Origin of the sequence: Blautia sp. An81 (genome assembly GCF_002161285.1) — a bacterium.
Lineage (GTDB): Bacteria > Bacillota > Clostridia > Lachnospirales > Lachnospiraceae > Blautia > Blautia ornithocaccae.
This window is the reverse complement of sequence record NZ_NFHH01000014.1, coordinates 33,930-55,195: the sequence shown is the minus strand read 5'-3', so window position 1 is coordinate 55,195 and position 21,266 is coordinate 33,930. Positions and strand designations below refer to the sequence as shown.

The following is a 21,266-nucleotide window of genomic DNA, read 5'->3' as shown; positions in this document are numbered from 1 at the left end:
AGGAAATTTGTATGGCAAAAATAACTTTTATGGGAGCGGGAAGCACCGTATTTGCAAGAAATGTATTGGGAGACTGTATGTGTTCTCCGTCTCTGTGCGACAGCGAAATCGCACTGTATGATATTAATGGACAGAGACTGGAAGATTCTCAGGTGATACTAAGTGCTATTAACCAGAATGTAAATCAGGGAAGGGCGAAAATCAAAACTTATCTGGGAGAGGAAAACCGAAAAGAGGCATTAAAAGGTGCGGATTTTGTAGTAAATGCCATCCAGGTAGGGGGCTACGATCCCTGCACCATTACAGACTTTGAAATTCCGAAAAAATATGGTCTTCGTCAGACTATTGCAGACAGTCTGGGTATCGGCGGCATTATGAGAGGCCTCCGTACCATTCCAGTATTAGAAGGCTTTGCCAGAGATATGGAAGAGGCATGCCCTGACGCATGGTTTTTAAATTATACCAATCCTATGGGTATTCTTTCTGGATACATGCAGCGGTATACAGGAGTGAAAACTGTAGGGCTGTGCCACAGTGTACAGGTCTGCTCTAAGACGCTTTTGGAAGAACTGGGAATGGAAGACAAACTGGAAGGCCGTGTGGAGACCATTGCAGGAATCAATCATATGGCCTGGCTGCTGAAAATCCAGGACAAAGAAGGAAAGGATCTGTATCCGGAAATCAGAAAAAGAGCTGCTGAAAAAAATGCAAATGAAAAGCACACGGATATGGTACGTTTCGAGTATATACGGAGACTGGGATATTACTGTACAGAATCCAGCGAACATAATGCAGAGTACAATCCTTTCTTTATTAAAAATAAATATCCGGAACTGATTGACCAGTATAATATTCCTCTGGATGAATACCCCAGAAGATGTATTAAGCAGATAGCAGAATGGGAAGAGGAGAAAAAGAATATCCTCAATAACGGTGAGATCACTCATGAGAGAAGCCGGGAATATGCTTCTTATATTATGGAATCAATGGTAACAAACGAGCCTTATAAGATTGGAGGAAATGTGATCAATAAAGGTCTCATTGAGAACCTTCCTTCTGATGCCTGTGTGGAGGTTCCCTGCCTTATCGATGGCAGCGGTGTGACTCCCTGCAGAGTAGGAAAACTTCCTGTACAGCTTGCAGCTATGAATATGACAAATATTAATACCCAGCTTCTGACGATTGAGGCTGCCCGCACAAAGAAAAAAGAGGCCATTTATCAGGCGGCTATGCTGGATCCTCATACAGCGGCAGAACTGAGCATTGATGACATTGTAAAGATGTGTGATGAACTGATAGAAGCCCATGGGGATTATATGAAGATGTATAAATAAAGCTTCTTATCAATCTGAAATTTTTGGTATATGAGAGAATGGGAATCACTAAAGGTATTGAATAATAGAAAGTAAGTATTGTACAATGATCATGAGCATTGACTCCTTTTGATATATTGGATTTTGGTCGAAGATATCAGAAAAGGGAGTCAATGATTTTTGTTCTACCGATTACTATATATTATTGCCTGGAGGTCCATCTTTTTTGTGCATAATATATTTTTTGAGTGTTTATTTCGGATGCATATTTAGTTTTATGTACAAAACTTATATCATCACCACATATTTATCTATCATTTTGCTATATACCAGGCTATATTTTAGCGTTAAGATAGTTTATAAATAATTTGACATGTACTTAACAAAGGAAGCATATCTATGATTTGCAAATTACCTACAAAAAATTGTTCTAAATTTAAACCTATGGATAAAATAAGAACTTATAATTGATTGTTTGCTTCGGTATAGAGAAAAAATGTTTGTTCTAATAATAAATAAGTAATTTATAATGGTATTTCAATAAAATCTTCCGGTATAAATCAAAATCCGGAACAAATATTTACTTTTTGTGCAAGATTGCACTATAGCAAAGGGTGTGATATCTTACTTAATGCTTTTAAGATATTCTTAGAGATGAAAGAAAGCTATAAAAATTTTAAGCTATATATTATGGGAGAAGGCGAAGAAAGAGATAATCTTCAAAATATTATTAAAAAAATATAATTTGAAAAATAATGTAATTATGCTAGGCTATGTAGATAATTGCAAAGCACGTTATGTTTATATTTTGCCTAGTTTATTTGAGGGTTTTCCACTTTCTCTACTAGAAGCATTAGCAGAAGGAACATGCGTAATAGCTTCCAATGTAGGTGGCATCAAAGAAATTATTAGGATAGAAGAAATTTATTAGAATACGATTAAAAATAATATAGTCCCATCAGAAGAAATTTCTGGAAATTTTGACGAAACGGGAGGGATCTATGAATCACATAGAAGTTGACAGGCTGAGTAAAAGCTATCACATCGCTAAAAGAGAAGAAGGATTTCTGGGTGCTGTGAAGCACCTGGTGTCCCCTCAGTATGAAGAGAAACAGGCAGTAAAAGGTATAACCTTCTCAATCCAGGAAGGAGAAAGTGTAGCATTTCTCGGTGCAAACGGGGCGGGGAAATCCACGACTATCAAAATGCTTACAGGGATCCTAAAGTCGACTTCCGGGACGGTCCGTGTTCTTGGCCGGGATCCCTTTAAGGAGCGTATGACAAATGCCAAAAATATCGGTGTGGTTTTTGGACAGAAAACACAGTTATGGTGGGATATCCCTATTATAGACACCTTTCGTCTGCTAAAGGATATTTATGAGATACCGGAAGCTGTATACCGGAAAAATATGGAGCTGTTTATGGAAATCCTGGGATTAGAAGAGTTTCTGCAGCAGCCGGCGCGCAGGCTTTCTCTTGGACAGAGAGTACGGGCGGATATGGCGGCGGCAATCCTTCATGAACCTTCCGTTTTATTTTTAGACGAACCTACCATTGGCCTGGATGTTGCGGTGAAACAGAAAGTATATGAATTTCTCCGCTATATCAATAAAGAAAAAAGAATTACGATCCTCCTGACAAGTCATGATCTGAATGATTTGGAATCCTTATGTCAGCGGCTGATCATTCTGGAAGCCGGGAATATACTGTTTGATGATGGATTGAAGAAAATCTACGATCTGTATCCCAAAGCGGAAACCCTGGAAGAAATTGTGATCGGTCTTTTTAACCGGAGGGCCCATTGATGAAAAAATATTTTACATTAATGAAATGTGGAATGTCGGAAGGCATCATGTACAGAAGCAATTTTCTGACCAGCATGTTAGCGAACTTCATTCAGGTTGCGGTTCTGTTTTTTGTATGGAAGAGCATTTTTGCCTATCAGCCGGTGGTTAGCGGCTATACCTGGGAGATGATGAGAAAATATGTATTTGTCTCTTTTTTGTGCAACAGCGCCCTCTCCTTCGGATTTGAGATGCAGGCCGCAGATAAAATCATAAGCGGCGATATGGTATTGGATCTTTTGAAGCCTGTCAGTTACCGTTCGATTGTGTTTTGCCGGGCGGCGGGAACTGCACTGATAGAATTTTTCTTTACCCTGGTTTTGGTAGGGGCGGTTTATCTGGCTGTAAATGGCGCCGCAGGCATAACTCCGATCAGGCTACTGCTTTTTCTGATATCTTTAGTGCTGGGCCAGGGAATTAAACTGCAAATCCAGTATTTTTTCTCGCTGATATGCTTTTATACAGATAATGCCTATGGAGTATTAAAGGGAAGAGAGATCCTGACGAATTTTTTCTCCGGTGCCCTGATCCCTCTTGCAATGTTTCCGGACTTTATAAGAACGGTGATTGACCGCTTGCCTTTTTCGGGGATCGTCTATGTTCCATGCAGTATTTTTATAGGAACTTTTCCAATGAGAGAATGTTTTGAAGCTCTGTTTTTTCAGATTCTCTGGAATGTGCTGTTGTTTTTGGCAGGCAGTATTTTCTGGAAAAAGGCTTCATCGGTGATATCTGTATATGGGGGATAGAAATGATAAAAAGATGGAAACGCTATTTTGTTATTTACTGGAAAATACAATTACAGAATATAAAATCCCTGGAACAGTACCGGGCGGATTTTTTCATGATGCTGTTTTTTACAACCTTATCTCAGGCCTGCAATTTGTCTGTGATCGGCATTATCTATAGTAATATTCCTTCTGTCGGCGGCTGGAATATGTGGGAGATTCTGATCCTGTACGGTTATCTTTTATTCTCAGAGGGAAGTGTTAATTTCTTTTTTCAGGGAGCATGGAAGATTACGCAGATGTTGAATAAAGCGGAAATTGACCGCTTCCTGGTCCGGCCCCTGCCTGTGGGCCTGCAGCTGATCACTGCGAAGATTGACTTTGACGGCCTGAATAAAATGTTCCTTGCCAGCGTGATATTTTTTCTGGGATTTTCCCATTGCAGGATAAACTGGAGGGCTGTGAAGGTTCTTTATTTTGTTATCACACTGGTTATCGCCTGTATCATACGGTTCTGTATGATCTGGATCGCCAGCTGCACTTCTTTCTGGCTTGGGGGGATTAAAAATTCATTGAACTATTTTACCCTGACCATAGGGGAAATGGCGAAGTACCCGCTGACTATTTATCCGGCAGTTTTAAATATGGTATTTGCCTACATCATACCCTATGCCTTTATCAGCTATTTCCCGGCCAGCTATCTGCTGGGTAAGAGCGGCTGCCTCTGGCAGAATCTTATGATCCCGGCTGTCTGCGGAATCATGCTCTTTATAGCCGGGCAGGTGCTGCGGCGGGGACTGAGAAGATATGAAAGTAATGGAAATTAGAAGGGAAAAGGAGAATGTTATGCAAAAAACAATTTTTAAGCTGGGATTTCCTGATTATGTCACTATTGAGACAGAAGAATGGCAGGAAATCCTGAAAGGAGAAAATCTCTCTGCATGGGATGTGTCGGTAGAGATTAAAGAGGAGGGGGAGGCGATGAGCATTGCCGTCACCGCTGAAACTTCCAGGGTCAGAAGCCTGAAACTTCGATGGAACTCTCCTCTTGACAAAAGCTCCCGACTTCTGGGAAGCAGCTGGGAAAGGACTTTTGGAGACGCTCAGTGGAAAGGAATAAGCGGAAGAGCTTTTATGCCCTGGTATTTCCTTGCCTCCTGTCAGGGAAAAACCAGAGGGTATGGGGTAAAGGTAAGACCCTCAGCTATGTGTTTCTGGCAGGCAGATACCAGAGGCATCACCCTGGTTCTGGATACCAGATGCGGGGGAAGTGGCGTAGAATTAAATGGAAGAAAACTGGAGGCAGCAGAAATTATCTGTATGGAGGCAGAGGACTGTACTTCTTTCCAGGCAGCCCAGGCTTTTTGCAGAGAGATGTGTACGGACCCTATCCTGCCGCCCTATCCTGTATATGGAAGCAATAACTGGTATTATGCCTATGGGGACAGCTCAGAGAAAGAAATCCTTCAGGATACAGAATATCTTATGGAGCTGACAAAAGGGGCAAAAAATCCTCCATACATGGTAATTGACGACTGTTGGCAGGAGCATCATCGCCTGAATGAGTATAATGGAGGCCCCTGGAGAAAGGGAAATGAAAAATTCCCGGATATGGCCGGGCTGGCAGAGAAGATAAAGGAAAAGGGAGCCAGGGCAGGTATCTGGGTACGGCTGCTGCTGAACGAAGATGAGAAAATCCCTGAAAAATGGAGAATATCTCATAATGGATGCCTGGACCCCTCCCATCCGGAGGCATTGGCCTATATCCAGGAAGATGTAGAAAACATCTGCAAATGGGGCTATACCCTGATTAAGCATGATTTTTCCACCTATGACATTTTCGGAAGATGGGGATTTGAGATGAACCCATATCCCACCCAGGATGGATGGAGCTTTTATGATAAGGGAATGACCAGTGCGGAAGTGGTGAAACTGCTGTATGGAAAAATTTATGAGACAGCAGCTAAATATGATACACTGATCTTAGGCTGCAATACCATAGGTCATCTGGGAGCCGGTCTGATGCATATGCAGAGGAGCGGAGACGATACCAGCGGTATTACCTGGGAGAGAACCCGGGTTATGGGTGTGAATACCCTTGCCTTCTGTCTGCCCCAGCACGGAGCTTTCTATGAAATCGATGCAGACTGCGTGGGAATTATGGGAAATATTCCATGGAGCCTGAATCGCCAGTGGGCAGAGGCTGTGGCCAAATCTGGCACGCCTTTGTTTGTATCGGCTAAGCCGGGTCTGCTCAGTGAAGAAGAGAAGGAAGAGCTTCATCAGATTATGCTGGAGGCCTCTGAACAGGAAGCTCATTATATTCCCCTGGACTGGGAGTATACAGACTGCCCGGAAATCTGGGGAGATGGTAGGGAAAAAATAGAGTACAACTGGTACGAAGAGGCAGGAACCTGCGCAAAGGGAAATACTTTGAAGTATTTTGCCTATATTCCTCTGTACTGAGAGACAAAAAGGCAGGACTTATACGAGGTTTCTTACCGGGCTTGCCAATGAAAAAAGTGAACAGCCATGGAGCAGACAGATAACGCTCCATGGCTGTTTTTGTACCGAACCAGGCTGGCGGCAGATTTTGCGGATCGGTTTCGCTTTTTAGTGTACGATATTTTAGTTATCTTTTCTTCAGAGCCTTTTTAACACTGAGATACAGCTTCCGTATACTGTAAGCCACAGGATTACGTCCCCGGATAAGGGGGATTGCCAGTGTCTCCTGGAAAATATGAATAAGAGGTCCCGTGAAAAACATGGTGATAATGGTTCCCAGGCCTACCTGAGCGCCGAAGAAGAAACCAACGGCAACACAGATAACATCACTGCCCATACGGCAGAACTGGAATTTAATAGGTGTGCGTTCAGAAAGGCATAGGGCTACAGCGTCATAAACAGATACGCCCATATTGGCGGTAAAATACAGTGCAGCCGCCAGACACATAATCGTAATGCCAATGATCAGCATGATCAGCCGGAGGAATAAGCCGCCATCAGGGAAAAGCCGGGCCAAAAGCCAGGAGAAAAATTCTGTGATATATCCCAGCAGGAACATATTGATAACAGTTCCAAGGCCAATCTTTTTTCTGTCTGCCATGAATACGAAGATAAAAAGAATAAGGCTGAAAATGGTATAAAAAGTACCATAACTCAGAGGAGTAAGATTCCACAGTCCATGAGCCAGCACCTGAAAAGGATCCATGCCGAAGGCCGAATAATTAAAAAAGCCTACTGCAATGCCGCTGGCGCTTACCCCTGCTACAGTCATGACAATTCGCCTTAATCTGTCGGATTTTGATTTCGCTGACATAATAACATCCCTCAAAATAAATTTATTTGCTGCACAGATTTCTATGTTTTTATTTTCTGTGCTAAAATAGATTAAAGAAAAAAAACCAAAAAAACTATCATTATTCTTTCAGAAAATATAAGAATAGTCCCAAAGGAGGAGAGAAAGATGCTGCTGACTAAACCAAACCGGCTTTCTGTAAACGATTCTATGCGGGAAATCCAGGTCCATGGAACGAAAGCCTTTCCCTTTCAGGGATATTTAAATGGAGTAAAAAATGTAGAAGGAGAAGGATGGCACTGGCATTCAGAAGCAGAGCTGGTGCTGGTTCTGGAAGACAGAGTTCAGTGCGGTGTAAATGGAGAGCAGTTTGAGATTAAGAAAGGGGAAGGGCTCTTTATTAACAGCGGCTCTCTTCACATGGCGGGAATACATATGGGAAACTATAAAGGACAGTCCGTTTCCTTTGTGTTTTTGCCGGAATTCATCTCAGGAGACCATATGGGACTGCTGTATCGGAAATATGTAGAGCCAGTTACAGGCAATTCGGATTTTAAAGGATGCCTGCTGAAAAGGGATATCCCCTGGCAAAGAGAGATACTGGAATGTTTAGAGAGGATATATGATTATTGTAAAGAGAATAGATGGACAAGGGAAATGCAGGTGAGAAATGAACTGAGCTATGCCTGGACACTGCTGGCAGAAAGAGAGAGACCGGAAAATGGTATTTATATAGAAGAACCTGGAAACACAAAGCAGGAGAAAAGGGTGAAAGAGATACTGGAATACATGAAAAGCCGATATGCCGATTCCATTACTATAGAAGATATTGCACGGGAAGTAAATATCAGCCGGACAGAATGTTTCCGGTGCTTTCAAAAGATAACAGGTCAGTCGCCTATGGAATATCTGACCTTTTACCGGCTCCAGCAGGCAGCCCATAAATTGCGGAATACAGACAGCAGCATTACGGAAATTTGTATTAGCAGTGGATTTAATCATCCAAGTTATTTCGGAAAGAAGTTTCGGGAAATGTATGGTGTTTCTCCAGCTCAGTATAGAAAAACAATATAATGAAAAACTCGCTGTGCTTTTTACTTTTTACTTCTGAAGCGAGTATGCTGATACTCTAAATAGTACATAATTTAGGAAAGAACGGGAAATGTTAAGTTTGTGATGAGGAATGTAAAATCCCTAATGTGAAATGTAAAATATGGATTTTACATACATTTAACAGAAAGAAGATTGGTGATTTTACAAAACTTCTTTATATTTAATCCTGTCAAAAATAAATCAAGAAAGCAAAAAGCAAACACAAGGAGCGAGTATAATAATGAAGAAGAAAGTATTAGCAGCAGTATTAATGGGAGCAATGGTATTCAGCATGGCAGCCTGCGGTTCAAACGATTCAGGCAGCAGTTCCGACAGCACAGCAACAGAAGACAGCGCATCTTCCGACAGCAGCTCAGACAGCAGCAGTTCAGATGCTTCCGCACCAAGCGGAACAATTTCCGTACTTTCCCGTGAGGAAGGTTCCGGTACAAGAGGAGCTTTTGTAGAACTGTTCGGTGTAGAGGAAGAGAATGCTGATGGGGAAAAAGTAGATAACACTACCGTAGACGCCCAGGTAACAAACAGCACCGCCGTTATGATGACAGGCGTTGCTCAGGATCCTCAGGCTATCGGCTATATTTCCCTTGGTTCCTTAGATGACAGCGTAAAAGCTCTGAAAGTAGATGGAGCTGAAGCATCTGCTGAGAATGTAAAGAACGGTACATACAAAGTATCCCGTCCTTTCAATATTGTAACAGGTGACAGTCTCAGCGATGTGGCTCAGGATTTTGTTGATTATATCCTCAGCTCTGACGGACAGGCTATTGTAGGAGAAGATTATATTCCTGTAGATGATGCGGCAGAAGCTTATGCAGGAACATCACCGGAAGGCAGCGTAGTAGTTGCAGGATCCTCTTCTGTATCTCCTGTAATGGAAAAACTGAAAGAAGGATATGAAGCTGTAAATCCAAACGCTTCTATCGAGATCCAGACAAGCGATTCTACAACTGGTGTAGAATCTACTATCAGCGGTATCTGTGATATCGGTATGGCTTCCAGAGAACTGAAAGATACAGAGACATCTGAAGGCGTTACAGGAACTCAGATCGCTATTGACGGTATCGCAATTATCGTAAACAATGAAAACAGCATGACAGATATTACATCTGACCAGGTAAAACAGATTTATACGGGTGAGGTTACAAACTGGGAAGATCTTCAGTAATCGTAATCTGAAAAAAGAGGAGTAGGAGCAAAGTACAATGAAAGACGTTAAAGAAACAGTTATGAAATATGTGTTTCTGGTATGTGCATGCGCTTCCATCCTGGCAGTAATTTTGATTTGTGCATTCCTATTTGCCAATGGCGTACCTGCCATTGGCAAAATAGGAGTTTTTAATTTTCTGCTGGGGGAGACATGGAAACCGGGAAATGATCTGTATGGAATCCTTCCCTTTATTCTGGGAAGTATTTATGTAACGGCAGGAGCCATCGTCATCGGTGTTCCTATCGGACTTCTGACGGCTATTTTTATGGCAAGATTCTGTCCAAAATCTATTTACAGATTTATGAAGCCTGCAGTTGACCTGCTGGCAGGTATTCCTTCAGTTGTATATGGTTTCTTTGGTATGGTGGTGCTGGTACCTTTTGTCCGGAATTTCTTCGGACAGACTCTGGGATTCGGAGGAAACGGATCCAGCATGTTTACAGCTTCCGTAATGCTGGGGATCATGATCCTTCCTACTATCATCAGCGTGGGCGAATCTTCTATCCGTGCGGTGCCAGACAGCTATTATGAAGGTTCTCTGGCTCTGGGGGCCACCCATGAGAGAAGTGTGTTCTGCACCATCGTACCTGCAGCAAAATCAGGTATCATGGCCGGGATCATTCTGGGAATCGGAAGAGCTATCGGCGAGACCATGGCAGTTATCATGATCGCCGGAAACCAGCCACGTATGCCAAAGGGAATTTTTGAAGGCGTCCGTACCCTGACTTCTAATATCGTTATGGAGATGGGATATGCCACAGACCTTCACAGAGAGGCCCTGATCGCTACAGCGGTTGTACTCTTTGTATTTATTCTGATCATTAACCTGTTATTCTCACTGGTGAAGAGGAGGAGCGCAAATGGATGAGGCAATAAGACCAATTAATGTGCAGACTACAAAGCAGCGTATCAAATCTTATTCCAGCAATCCCGGCTCTCTGATCCTTGCCGTGCTGGTGGGACTTGCTGCACTGATCACTTTCTTGACTTTAGTATTTATTATCGGATATATTCTGGTTATGGGAATCCCGAACCTGAAACCCAGCTTATTCCAGCTGGAGTATAATTCAGACAATGTTTCTATGCTGCCTTCGATTATCAATACCGTTGGTATGACCCTGCTGTCTCTGGTGATCGCAGGACCTCTGGGAATCCTGGCAGCTGTATACCTGGTAGAGTATGCGAAAAAGGGCAACAAACTGGTAAGCGTTGTCCGTGTGACTGCTGAAACCCTGACAGGTATTCCTTCTATCGTATATGGACTTTTCGGTATGCTGTTCTTTGTAACTGCATTGAAGTGGGGCTATTCTATGTTGGCAGGCGCCTTTACCCTGGCGATCATGGTCCTTCCGGTTATCATGAGGACCACAGAGGAAGCTCTGCTGGCAGTACCGGATATGTATCGGGAAGCCAGTTTTGGACTGGGAGCCGGAAGACTTAGAACTATTTTCGTAGTGATCCTTCCTTCCGCTGTACCGGGAATCCTTTCCGGTGTTATCCTGGCTATCGGACGTATCGTGGGCGAGACTGCAGCCCTTATGTATACGGCAGGTACCGTTGCGGAAATGCCTAAGAGCGTTATGTCTTCTACAAGAACACTTTCCGTGCACATGTATACCCTGGCAAGTGAAGGTCTTCATATTGATGCAGCCTATGCCACAGCAGTAGTCCTTCTGATAGTGGTACTCTTTATCAACTGGGTATCCGGAAGAGTGGCCAAAATGATAGAGAAAGGATAATTAAGAAACATGAGCAAGAGTAAATTTTCGATTTCCAACTTGGATCTTTATTATGATAACGGAGCCTTTAAGGCCTTAAAAAATATTAACCTGGAGATTCAGCCTAACGAGATTACTGCATTTATCGGTCCTTCCGGATGTGGTAAATCCACACTGCTGAAATCCCTGAACCGTATGAACGACCTGGTAGAGGGATGCAAGATCACCGGACAGATTCTTCTGGACGGAGAGGATATTTATGGTAATATGAATGTAAACCTTCTGAGAAAAAGAGTAGGTATGGTATTCCAGAAGCCTAATCCTTTCCCAATGAGCATTTATGACAACATTGCTTACGGACCCAGAACCCACGGCATCCGTTCTAAAGTAAAACTGGATGATATCGTAGAGCGTTCTTTAAGAGGCGCAGCCATCTGGGATGAAGTAAAAGACAGACTGAAATTAAGTGCTCTGGGAATGTCCGGCGGACAGCAGCAGCGTCTCTGCATCGCCAGAGCTCTGGCCGTAGAACCGGAAGTCCTTCTTATGGACGAGCCTACTTCCGCTCTTGACCCGATTTCTACTTCTAAGATCGAGGAACTTGCAGTAGAGTTAAAGAAGAATTATACTATTGTCATGGTTACTCATAATATGCAGCAGGCAGCCAGAATTTCTGACAAGACCGCATTCTTCCTTCTTGGAGAAGTTATTGAATACGGTGAGACTGAGCAGATCTTCTCTATGCCGAAGAATAAGAAAACTGAGGAATATATTACAGGGAGGTTTGGCTGATGAGACCAAGATTCGACCAGCAGCTTGAAGAATTAAATCTGGAACTGATTAAGATGGGTTCTCTCTGTGAGAGAGGGATCCGCAAAGCGGTAGATCTTCTTATGGAAGAGAATACAAATGCCAGCATTAAAGATGTGGATATTATAGAAGAAGAGATCAATCAGAAGGAGAGAGATATTGAAACTCTCTGTATGCGCCTTCTCCTTCAGCAGCAGCCAGTGGCAACAGATCTGCGGAATATTTCTTCTGCTTTAAAGATGATCTCAGATATGGAAAGAATCGGAGACCAGGCCCAGGATATCGCGAATATGGCAGAGTTTGTGAAAGTACAGGAGATCGCTCATAAGATTCATATCGGGGAGATGGCAGAAGCTGCTATCAAGATGGTAACCGGAAGTATAGATTCTTTTGTAAAGAGAGATTTAGAGGCTGCCAAAGAAGTAGTGAAATCTGACGATATTGTAGATAATCTGTTCCTTAAAGTAAAAGGAGAACTTCCTGAACTTATGCAGAAGGATGCTAAGAACGCTGAATACTATATTGACCTGATTATGATCGCAAAATATTTAGAGCGTATCGGTGACCATGCAGAGAATATTGCCCAGTGGGTGGAATATTCCATAACAGGGGTACATGAGGCTCTTGGACAGGAGTAGAGGATACATGATTTATTTAGTAGAAGATGATGAGAGCATCCGGGAACTGGTAGTCTATACCCTGAACAGTCAGGGTATGGAGGCAGAAGGTTTCGGAACACCCTCCGACTTCTGGAAAGCTTTAGACAATAAAGTGCCGGATCTGATCCTTCTGGACATTATGCTTCCAGAGGAAGACGGACTGGATATTCTGGCGAAACTGAGAAAAAGAGGAGATACGAAAAATCTTCCCATTGCCATGCTGACTGCAAAGGGCAGCGAATATGATACGGTAAAAGGGTTGGACAGCGGTGCAGATGACTATATACCTAAGCCTTTCCGTATGATGGAACTGGTCTCCAGGATCAAAGCTCTTCTCAGAAGAAGCGGTAAGACAGGGCAGACAGATAAAGAATACACTATAGACGGTCTGTACGTGTCTCAGAAAAAACATCAGGTAAAAGTAGGAGACCGGGAGGTTGTCCTTACTTTAAAGGAATTTGAGCTTTTGCTTTTGCTGCTTTCTAATCCTGGTATAGTATTTACCAGAGCACAGCTCCTGGATAAAATATGGGGATATCAGTTTGACGGTGAAAGCAGAACCGTGGATGTGCATATCCGTACTCTCCGGCAGAAGCTGGGAGAGGCGGGACACTATATTGAGACAGTAAGAGGTATGGGCTATAAGATAGGAGGACCTTCATGACAAAAAGGATTTTTAAATCTATAATCCTGGCGTCTGTGATCGTGCTTCTGGCCAGCGGAGGGCTGACCATAGGTGTACTGTATAACCATTTTGGAAATCAGCTGGAGGAGGAACTCCGCACAGAGGCGGAGTTCCTTTCTATTGCTGTAGAGGACGAGGGCATGAACGCTTTTGACTCTATTCCTTCAGAGGCAGAGAGGATCACCTACATTGACACAGACGGCACTGTACTTTTTGATAATCGTTCAGATGCAGCAGATATGGAAAACCATATGGACAGAGAAGAAATCCAGGAAGCTATGGAAGAGGGAAGCGGAATGGCAGTAAGGGAATCGGACACCCTTTCCCGCAGGACCCTGTACTATGCTGTACGTCTCAGTGACGGCACAGTGCTTCGAGTTTCCAGTGTGCAGTATAACCTGACTGGACTTTTAGGGGGTATGATCCAGCCCCTGTTGATCATTCTGATCCTTGCATTGGTTCTGGCAGGAGTGCTGGCGTCCAGACTGGCAAAACAGATCGTAAATCCGTTAAATGGGCTGGATCTGGACCATCCGGAGGAGAACCAGACTTATGAAGAGGTGGCCCCTCTCCTTTCAAGGATTAATCGGCAGCAGAAATCCCTTCAGGCAGAGATTACTGAGGCAAAGCGTCAGCAGGAAGAATTTTCCATGATCACCGACAACATGGAAGAGGGATTTCTGGTCATAGATTCTCACACAGAAGTTCTGTCTTATAATTCTAGTGCATTGAGGCTTCTGGGAGCTAAAGACAAGGATGCCAGACAGAGTGTATTGGCACTGAATAGAAGCGAAAATTTTCAGAAGACAGTGGAAAAGGTACTGAGTGGACAGCATGTGATATCCTATCAGGAATTCCAGGGCATCACCTGCCAGGTAGCTGCCAATCCCGTGTTCCAGGATGAAAAAGTCACCGGGGCAGTGATTTTGATTCTGGATGTGACAGAAAAGATGAAAGGGGAGCAGATGCGCAGGGAGTTTACAGCAAATGTATCCCATGAGCTGAAGACCCCTCTTACTTCAATCTCAGGTTTTGCTGAGATTATAAGCGACGGTTTTGTAAAACCAGAAGATACGAAAAAGTTTGCGGGACGTATCTTTAAAGAAGCTCAGCGGTTGATCGTTCTGGTCAATGATGTGATCAAGATTTCTCAGCTGGACGAGGGAAAACTTCCTTATGAAAAAGAGAGTGTGGACTTGTACGAAATGGTAAGAGAGATTTTTGTGCGGATGGAAGACCATGCTAAGGCAGAAGGCGTCCACTGCTATCTCTATGGCCCGCATATTAAGGCAGATACGGTAAAAACGATACTGGATGAGATTATTTATAATCTCTGCGATAATGGAATCAAATATAATAAGAAAGGTGGAAGCCTCACCGTAACCATATCTCAGGATGGAGAGCGTCCTGTGATTACTGTGGAAGATACGGGAATCGGAGTTTCCGAGGAAGATCAGAAACGAATCTTCGAAAGATTCTACCGGGTAGATAAGAGCCATTCCAAAGCTATCGGCGGAACTGGACTGGGACTTTCCATTGTAAAACATGGTGCAATGTTCCTGGGAGCAGATATAAAAGTAGAGAGTACCCTGGGAGAAGGCAGCAAGTTTATCCTTACACTGCCGGAATAGCACTAATAGATGCTGAGAAAAAATAGTATCCTGTAAAATCCAGGCTTTATAGACCAGGATTCTACAGGATACTATTTTTTTCATTTCAATATTCTCAAGTAAAATTTTAAAATGAAAATTAAATTTTATAAAAGCAGAATTAAGAAAATTAAATTACATTTTACAAAAACATGCTATCAGATTTAAACTGCCGTTGCTATCATATTCCTGTAAAAAAGAAAATCATTATTTTTCAGGAGGAGTAACGACAATGAAAACACAAAGACTGACGCAGTCGCAGAAATTAATGGTATTTGTACTTACCATGTCTCTTTATGGATTAGCAACGCTGTTTACAGAACTGATCCCTTCCTTCCAGGTGGGAATTGTAGAATTTTCTGTAGAATATTTCCTGTTTATCCCCTTAGTGCTGGCAATGCTTTTTGATCCTATGTCAGCGGCTCTGGGAGCAGCTACAGGAGAACTGGTCTTCAGTGAGATCATGCTGGGTCAGTTTGGCGGACTTGGAGAACTGGAAAAATTCATTACAGTTACCATCGGCGTATATATTGCAGGCCGTCTGGTGAGAAACCCGAAGAACCGGAAAATGGTAGGGATCGCCGCTATCAGCGGTGTAGCCATTCAGCAGATCCTGGGTATGATCGTGGATATCCTGAAAGTTCAGTTTGCAGTACAGGATTTTGAAGCGGTTCCCGGACTTCCCCAGAGTGTGTTTGCCACAGAAGGCTTTGCCTGCCTCAATGATATCATATTTTCAGGAATCCTGTTTTGTATGCTTCCTACCCTTTTCCTGGTGCCGAAGCTTTATGGAAAAATCGAGCCGCTTCTGGGAATGGAGCCAAGAACCGAGAAGACAGCCCTGGCCCCTATCGGGCTGAAGGTACTGGTCTGTTCACTGGCTGCCTTTGCAGTGGCTATTGCATCGGAGATGCTGGCAGAAAGCGGCATGTCTCTCATCGATTGGGAAGCAAGCTGGGCCGAAAGCGGTACAGCAATGGCGGCAGGAATAGCAGTGGCTGCTGCCGTGGCTATTATAGCGATTCTGGTTATCAAGAAAAAAGCAGACAGTGCTGCTGAGCGTGCATAGAGAGTGTGATTATGAACAGTATAGAAATAAAAAATCTTACCTATTCTTATCCGGGGGCCCAGGCCCCTACTTTAAAAGATGTAAATTTAGAGATTGAAAAAGGGGACTTTCTGGCTATCGTGGGTAATAATGGCTGCGGAAAGTCCACTCTTTGTAAAGTTATGAATGGGCTGATCCCCCATTTTATTACCGGTGATTTCCAGGGGGAAGTGCTGGTGGGAGGAATCTCTACGCTGGAGGCAGATATCGGAACGCTGGCTCAGAAAGCAGGCTATGTATATCAGGATTTCGAGAATCAGATCGTTCGTCCGACAGTTTTGGATGACGCCTCTTATGCATGCATGAACTACGGCATGAAGGATTATAAGGAGAGAGGTCTGGAGGCCCTGGATCTCTGCGGTCTTACAGGGAGAGAAAATGATTATGTGTTCCAGTTGTCCGGGGGCCAGACCCATCTTCTGGCTTTGGCGGGAGCGGTTTCCCTCCAGCCGGAGGTTCTGATCCTGGACGAACCTATTGCTCAGCTGGATCCCCACCATGCAGACAGGATCTATGAGATCCTGCGGGAATTAAACGAGAAGCAGGGAAAAACGATTATTGTCATTGAGCATCATACAGAATATATTGCAGACTACTGTAAACATGTGATGCTTTTGAAGGACGGGCATGTGGAATGGAAACTTCCGGCTAAGGAAGCTTTGAGCAGGGTAGAAGAGCTTCAGGCCTGCAATATCTTTCCGCCTCAGGTAACTCTGGCAGCCTATGGGCTGGAGAAAAAAGGGGCCATACCCCATGAAAAGGAATACCCTTCTACTGTAGAAGACGGGAAAAAGGCTTTTCAGAATCTGACTTTTGATAAACGCTATATGGAGTTTCGAATCAGACAGAAGCAGACAGAGCCTTCTGTGGAATACCGGCATGCGGCAGTTTCCTACCGGTCTGTGAAAGGAGAACCCAGAAAGATCTTTGAGGATCTGGATCTGGAAATCTGCCGGGGGGAGAAGATCGCTCTCATAGGTTCCAATGGAGCGGGAAAGTCCACATTAATGAAAATGATGACAGGGCTTTTAAAGCCCTCGTCCGGTGATGTGTTTATCAAGGATATCAACACCAGAAAGGCTAAGCCGGAAAATCTTTCCAAATATGTGTCTCTGGTATATCAGAATCCGGAGGATATGTTTATCAAGGACTCTATAGAAAATGACATTTCCTTTGCCATGAAGGTCCGGGGAGTGAAAGACTGGGAGGAGAGGACAGGAAAGCTTCTGGAACGGTTCCGCCTTACTTCCCTGAAAGACCGGGATGGCCGTCTCCTTTCCGGAGGGCAGATGCGCAGAGCCAGCCTGGCCATCGGCATTGCTCTGGATCCGGAGATCCTTCTCCTGGACGAGCCTACGGCAAATCTGGACATTGCCACCAGAAAGGAGATCATGAGAACACTGAATGATATGAAAGACATTACAGAAACGGTTATGATCGCCACCCATGACATGCAGCTGGTATGTGAATGGGCCCAGAGGATCATTGTTCTTTCTCAGGGAAAGATCATCGCAGACGGAACCAGAGACGAGATCTTCGGCAATGAGGAAGCGGTCCGCAGAGCCGGGATCCGTCCGCCGGAAATCTTTACTATGGGACAGGCCCTTGATAAGGAAGCTTATTGCTACACGGTGGATGAGTTTGTAAAGGGATTTGGAGGTTGAGAAAATGGAAAAAGTAATGAAAAAGCTGACAGACAGCGTAGTAGATAAAATTTCCATGGATTTCCTGCGGAACCAGGTGCTGAAAAACGCCTATGGGAATGATGATACGGTCATTGCCATGCTGGACCCCAGGATACTCCTGGTATGGTACGTGTTTTTTGCCCTGGCGCCCTGGTTTGTCAATGATCTGGTATTCCTGCTGGGATGCTTTCTCCTGGTGGCAGTGACCACCATTATGGCAAGGGTGGCAGGACTTGTCCTTTTCCTGTTTATCCTGGGGGTGTTTTCCCAGACCGGCTATCTCTTTGTGGTATCCCTGCTTTTCGGAGGAAATGCAGAGACGATCCTGCCTCTTCTGATCCTTACCCTGAAGGTGGCAACCGTATCCCTGGCTTCCATTACAGTGTTTTCCGGCCTGGATCCGGATCGGCTTTCTAACGGTCTGATGTGGTACGGCTGTCCGGAAAAACTTTCTTTTTCCATCTCCTATGCGTATCGTATGCTCCCTATGCTTATGGAGGAGTTTCAGAACGTGCTTCTGTCTTACAGGCTGAGAGGAAATGCGCCGGATACAGACACATTTATAGGAAAAATCCGGTATCTGATCTACCAGATCAAGATGATCATCCATTCTTTTTATCCTCTTATGCTGAATACGGCCAAGCGGTCCCGGACAACAGTGGAAGCCCTGGAGATCAAAGGCTACCGTTATGGAGCGGCCAATAAGGAAGTTAAAAAAATGAAGCTTTCCGGACTGAAGGTCACCTACAACGACCTGCTGTTTCTGGCAGTGTCCTTTTTGTGGGTTTCCCTGACAGTTCTGGCAGCCACAATACTTTAGGAGGTAAACAGAATATGTATATGGATTTTCATACACACGGGAAGCTGGCAAAGCGGCTTCCTTTCTCCACTGTGTATACAGACTGGCTTTTTGGAGAAGCGAAAGGAGCAGGGCTGGATGCTTTGTGCCTGACAGAGCATTTTAATACTTTGGGATTTGATCAGGTTTACGGATATCTTCTGGATAAATACCACAGAGATGGAGACACCCTGCTTACAGACCAGGGACTGCGGATCTTCGCTGGAATGGAGACTGACATTGCAGAGGGAGGCCATATCCTCTGTATGGGTGTGCCGGAGGAAATTCTGGAATTAAATAAACGTCTGGAGCCCCACAAGGAAAAAGATACCTTCCTCCCTTTTGAGAAACTTCGGGATCTTTTTGATGAGTATCATGTGATCGTAGGCGCAGGCCACCCTTTCCGGGAAGGAGGCCACATTCCCCAGCTGCCTCTGGAACAGCTGAGACGTCTGGACTTTCTGGATCTCAACGGCAAAGACATTGCCGCAGACCGGGCAGCCACTGAAAAGAAAACCGGAGAACTGGGAAAATTGCTGGACATTCCCGTAGTGGCAGGCAGCGACACCCACCAGGCTGTCCAGTATGGCTGTATCCGGACCGATTTTACAAAAGAAACCAATCGTGTGGCAGACCTGTACGAAGAAATGAAAGCAGGAAGATACAGCATTAAAATCTCCGACTACGCCGGTTTTCAGGTGAAAACCGCCGGCCTCTTGAAAAAAGCTCTGAAAGAAATCCACGCCATCGGCGGAGATTACGTCTCTGTATTGATCAGCCAATAAGAGACAGTACACTAGGGAGAAAGTCTGTGGTATTATATAAGGAAAGGGAAAATGCAGGAGCGGAGGGATGAAGATGGATTTATTCAGTGAAGCAATTAAGATCGTTCTGGAAGCCGGAAGGCAGCTGACAGAGCGGAAGGGCATTGATGATATTTCAGAAAAGGGCCCTACAGATTATGTGACGGCAGTGGATATCCGGGTGCAGAAAATGATTTTTGAGAAACTGTCCCAGATAGATCCGGATGTCCAGTTTTTAGGGGAAGAAAAAGATAATGAAGAGATCGATCCTCAGGGGAAGATCTGGATTCTGGATCCGGTGGATGGGACCACAAATCTCATTCATGATTTTCAGCATAGTGTGATCTCTCTTGCCTATCAAGAGGCAGGAGAAGTCCAGTTCGGGATTGTTTACAATCCCTTTTCCCGTGAACTTTTCTCCGGAAAAAAGGGCTCCGGAGCGTTTTTAAATGACAGGAGGATTTCTGTCAGCAATGTCCGGTCTCTTTCCCAGAGCCTGATCAGTATAGGGACGGCCCCTGGCAGCAGAGAAGACGCAGACCGGGCTTTTGCCCGTATGCGGAGGATCTATGACCGCTGCCAGGACATCCGGAGAGTGGGAACGGCGGCCCTGGAGCTGGCCTATGTAGCCTGCGGCAGATTAGACGGATTTTATGAAGGGCATTTGCATATCTGGGACTATGGGGCAGGGAAGCTTCTTGTGGAAGAAGCCGGAGGAATCGTACTTGCTGATCAGGAAAGAGTTTTTGCATCAGCACCGGGAATCGCAGAAGAGTTCCGCTGTATTGCGGAAGAAGAGGAGAATGTTCTATGACCATCACGGTACCGGGGAGAGAAGGGAAATATACAAAGTCAGACGAGAAGATCCTGGAGTTTATGGAGTCTCATACAGATGAGTTTCTGTTTATGAGTATCGGAGAAGTGGCAAAGCGTCTGGAAGTATCAGAAGCTACGATTTCCAGAGCAGCCAGACATCTGGGATACCGGGACTTTAAGGAAATGAAAAATGAGATCATCGGACAGAAGACCGGAAAAGGAGCTGCAGGGAAAATTGCAGGGACTCTCCTGAAGACTCAGGGATTTGATATAGGAAAATGGTTTGCCATGCAGCAGGAATGTTTGAGCAGTACTCTGGAAAATTTTGATCAGAAGGAATTTTCCAGGTCAGTTTCCCAGATCCAGAGCGCCAGGAATATTTATATCCATGGGAAAAATGCTTCGGCATCCTCCGCCCAGCTTCTTTTTTTCCGCCTGCGGAGATTGGGGTATAAAGTATTTATGGTGCCCTCGGGAGGCTCAGAAGTCATCGAAGGGATTGTCCATGCGGGAGAAGGAGACCTGGTGATCATTTTCAGCTATTCAAAAGTTTCTGTAGAAGGAAAAATGATCCTGGAGTATGCTAAAACAGCAGGATACACCACTATGGCCTTTACCAGCCGCCTGTACGCTCCCCAGGAGCAGCGGGCAGATATTAATCTGTATGTATACAGAGGAGAGAAAGAAGAATTTCATTCCATGACGGCTCCGGCGGCCATGATTGACGCCCTGATTCTGGCCCTTTCCGAAAAAGACCAGGGCGATACCGCCCAGAATCTTCTGAAGATACAGAAACTGAAAGAGAAGTTTAAGCAGAAGTAAAGGAGTTCCTTTGACAGAAAATTATTTTGCGTTTCAATACGGTTGCTAAACAGCCGAAACTTATAAAGTAAAATTGTTTTTTAGACTTTGGATTCGGATTTGGCAAATGGAACGGTTAAAAAAGAAGACTCTACTAAAATAACCGTCCCTCCGGTATATCTAATGCCCGG

22 protein-coding genes are annotated in these 21,266 nt (G+C 44.4%); 21 read left to right on the top strand and 1 reads right to left on the bottom strand.

The genetic code is table 11. The annotated features are described in order from the left end of the window. Window positions 1-11: 11 nt before the first annotated feature. The 7 genes from B5G33_RS12730 to B5G33_RS12700 all read left to right on the top strand — a co-directional run bounded on the left by B5G33_RS12730 (window position 12) and on the right by B5G33_RS12700 (window position 6,351). The gene (locus tag B5G33_RS12730) at window positions 12-1,334 is read left to right on the top strand and encodes an alpha-glucosidase/alpha-galactosidase (RefSeq protein ID WP_087417897.1); all 1,323 of its coding nucleotides are present in this window, start codon (window positions 12-14) and stop codon (window positions 1,332-1,334) included. 501 nt (window positions 1,335-1,835) lie between these two features. Next, window positions 1,836-2,057 (top strand): glycosyltransferase, encoded by a 222-nt coding sequence (locus tag B5G33_RS22755; protein ID WP_087417896.1) that lies wholly within the window; start codon window positions 1,836-1,838, stop codon window positions 2,055-2,057. After that, the gene (locus tag B5G33_RS12720; protein ID WP_330396694.1) at window positions 1,981-2,244 is read left to right on the top strand and encodes a glycosyltransferase family 4 protein; all 264 of its coding nucleotides are present in this window, start codon (window positions 1,981-1,983) and stop codon (window positions 2,242-2,244) included. Before B5G33_RS22755 ends, B5G33_RS12720 begins: the two co-directional genes overlap by 77 nt. Before the next feature lie 70 nt (window positions 2,245-2,314). Continuing rightward, window positions 2,315-3,118, top strand: a complete 804-nt coding sequence (locus B5G33_RS12715; protein ID WP_087417894.1) for an ABC transporter ATP-binding protein — start codon at window positions 2,315-2,317, stop codon at window positions 3,116-3,118. Beyond that, window positions 3,118-3,906 (top strand): ABC transporter permease, encoded by a 789-nt coding sequence (locus B5G33_RS12710; RefSeq protein ID WP_087417893.1) that lies wholly within the window; start codon window positions 3,118-3,120, stop codon window positions 3,904-3,906. Before B5G33_RS12715 ends, B5G33_RS12710 begins: the two co-directional genes overlap by 1 nt. Window positions 3,907-3,908: 2 nt before the next feature. Then, the gene (locus B5G33_RS12705) at window positions 3,909-4,712 is read left to right on the top strand and encodes an ABC transporter permease (protein WP_087417892.1); all 804 of its coding nucleotides are present in this window, start codon (window positions 3,909-3,911) and stop codon (window positions 4,710-4,712) included. A 19-nt stretch (window positions 4,713-4,731) separates the two neighbouring features. Next, entirely contained in the window at window positions 4,732-6,351 is a 1,620-nt protein-coding gene (locus B5G33_RS12700; protein ID WP_087417921.1) for an alpha-galactosidase, read from the top strand. Window positions 6,352-6,517: 166 nt separating this feature from the next. Here B5G33_RS12700 and B5G33_RS12695 read toward each other — a convergent pair whose 3' ends face one another. Beyond that, the gene (locus B5G33_RS12695) at window positions 6,518-7,204 is read right to left on the bottom strand and encodes a YczE/YyaS/YitT family protein (protein ID WP_087417891.1); all 687 of its coding nucleotides are present in this window, start codon (window positions 7,202-7,204) and stop codon (window positions 6,518-6,520) included. 147 nt (window positions 7,205-7,351) lie between these two features. Here B5G33_RS12695 and B5G33_RS12690 point away from each other — a divergent pair, with 147 nt between their 5' ends. From B5G33_RS12690 to B5G33_RS12625, 14 genes are all read left to right on the top strand, one after another. Next, on the top strand, window positions 7,352-8,257 hold the full coding sequence (locus B5G33_RS12690) for an AraC family transcriptional regulator (protein ID WP_087417890.1): 906 nt from the start codon (window positions 7,352-7,354) through the stop codon (window positions 8,255-8,257). 259 nt (window positions 8,258-8,516) lie between these two features. Then, entirely contained in the window at window positions 8,517-9,461 is a 945-nt protein-coding gene (locus B5G33_RS12685) for a substrate-binding domain-containing protein (RefSeq protein WP_204247387.1), read from the top strand. A 37-nt stretch (window positions 9,462-9,498) separates the two neighbouring features. Next, window positions 9,499-10,371 carry a phosphate ABC transporter permease subunit PstC gene (gene pstC / locus B5G33_RS12680; RefSeq protein WP_087269386.1) on the top strand — a complete coding sequence of 291 codons (873 nt, stop codon included), beginning with the start codon at window positions 9,499-9,501 and terminating at the stop codon, window positions 10,369-10,371. Continuing rightward, window positions 10,364-11,242, top strand: coding sequence for a phosphate ABC transporter permease PstA (gene pstA, locus B5G33_RS12675; RefSeq protein WP_087417888.1), 879 nt, complete (start codon window positions 10,364-10,366; stop codon window positions 11,240-11,242). Before pstC ends, pstA begins: the two co-directional genes overlap by 8 nt. Window positions 11,243-11,251: 9 nt before the next feature. After that, entirely contained in the window at window positions 11,252-12,013 is a 762-nt protein-coding gene (gene pstB / locus B5G33_RS12670; RefSeq protein WP_087417887.1) for a phosphate ABC transporter ATP-binding protein PstB, read from the top strand. Continuing rightward, window positions 12,013-12,669: a phosphate signaling complex protein PhoU gene (gene phoU, locus B5G33_RS12665; protein ID WP_087269394.1), complete on the top strand. Its 657-nt coding sequence runs from the start codon at window positions 12,013-12,015 to the stop codon at window positions 12,667-12,669. The genes pstB and phoU overlap by 1 nt, the downstream gene beginning before the upstream one ends. A 7-nt stretch (window positions 12,670-12,676) precedes the next feature. Beyond that, a complete protein-coding gene (locus B5G33_RS12660; RefSeq protein WP_087269397.1) occupies window positions 12,677-13,354 on the top strand; it encodes a winged helix-turn-helix domain-containing protein in 678 nt (225 codons plus the stop codon). Continuing rightward, on the top strand, window positions 13,351-15,006 hold the full coding sequence (locus B5G33_RS12655; protein WP_087269400.1) for a sensor histidine kinase: 1,656 nt from the start codon (window positions 13,351-13,353) through the stop codon (window positions 15,004-15,006). The genes B5G33_RS12660 and B5G33_RS12655 overlap by 4 nt, the downstream gene beginning before the upstream one ends. Before the next feature lie 250 nt (window positions 15,007-15,256). Next, window positions 15,257-16,093 (top strand): cell division protein FtsQ, encoded by an 837-nt coding sequence (locus B5G33_RS12650; protein WP_087417886.1) that lies wholly within the window; start codon window positions 15,257-15,259, stop codon window positions 16,091-16,093. An 11-nt stretch (window positions 16,094-16,104) separates the two neighbouring features. After that, window positions 16,105-17,796 (top strand): ABC transporter ATP-binding protein, encoded by a 1,692-nt coding sequence (locus B5G33_RS12645; protein WP_087269406.1) that lies wholly within the window; start codon window positions 16,105-16,107, stop codon window positions 17,794-17,796. Between the two features lie 4 nt (window positions 17,797-17,800). Then, window positions 17,801-18,637 (top strand): energy-coupling factor transporter transmembrane component T family protein, encoded by an 837-nt coding sequence (locus tag B5G33_RS12640; RefSeq protein WP_087417885.1) that lies wholly within the window; start codon window positions 17,801-17,803, stop codon window positions 18,635-18,637. Window positions 18,638-18,651: 14 nt separating this feature from the next. Next, window positions 18,652-19,440 carry a PHP domain-containing protein gene (locus B5G33_RS12635; protein WP_087269411.1) on the top strand — a complete coding sequence of 263 codons (789 nt, stop codon included), beginning with the start codon at window positions 18,652-18,654 and terminating at the stop codon, window positions 19,438-19,440. Window positions 19,441-19,513: 73 nt separating this feature from the next. Further along, window positions 19,514-20,272, top strand: a complete 759-nt coding sequence (locus B5G33_RS12630) for an inositol monophosphatase family protein (protein WP_158229616.1) — start codon at window positions 19,514-19,516, stop codon at window positions 20,270-20,272. Further along, the gene (locus tag B5G33_RS12625; RefSeq protein WP_087417883.1) at window positions 20,269-21,096 is read left to right on the top strand and encodes a MurR/RpiR family transcriptional regulator; all 828 of its coding nucleotides are present in this window, start codon (window positions 20,269-20,271) and stop codon (window positions 21,094-21,096) included. The genes B5G33_RS12630 and B5G33_RS12625 overlap by 4 nt, the downstream gene beginning before the upstream one ends. The last annotated feature ends 170 nt before the right edge of the window (window positions 21,097-21,266 follow it).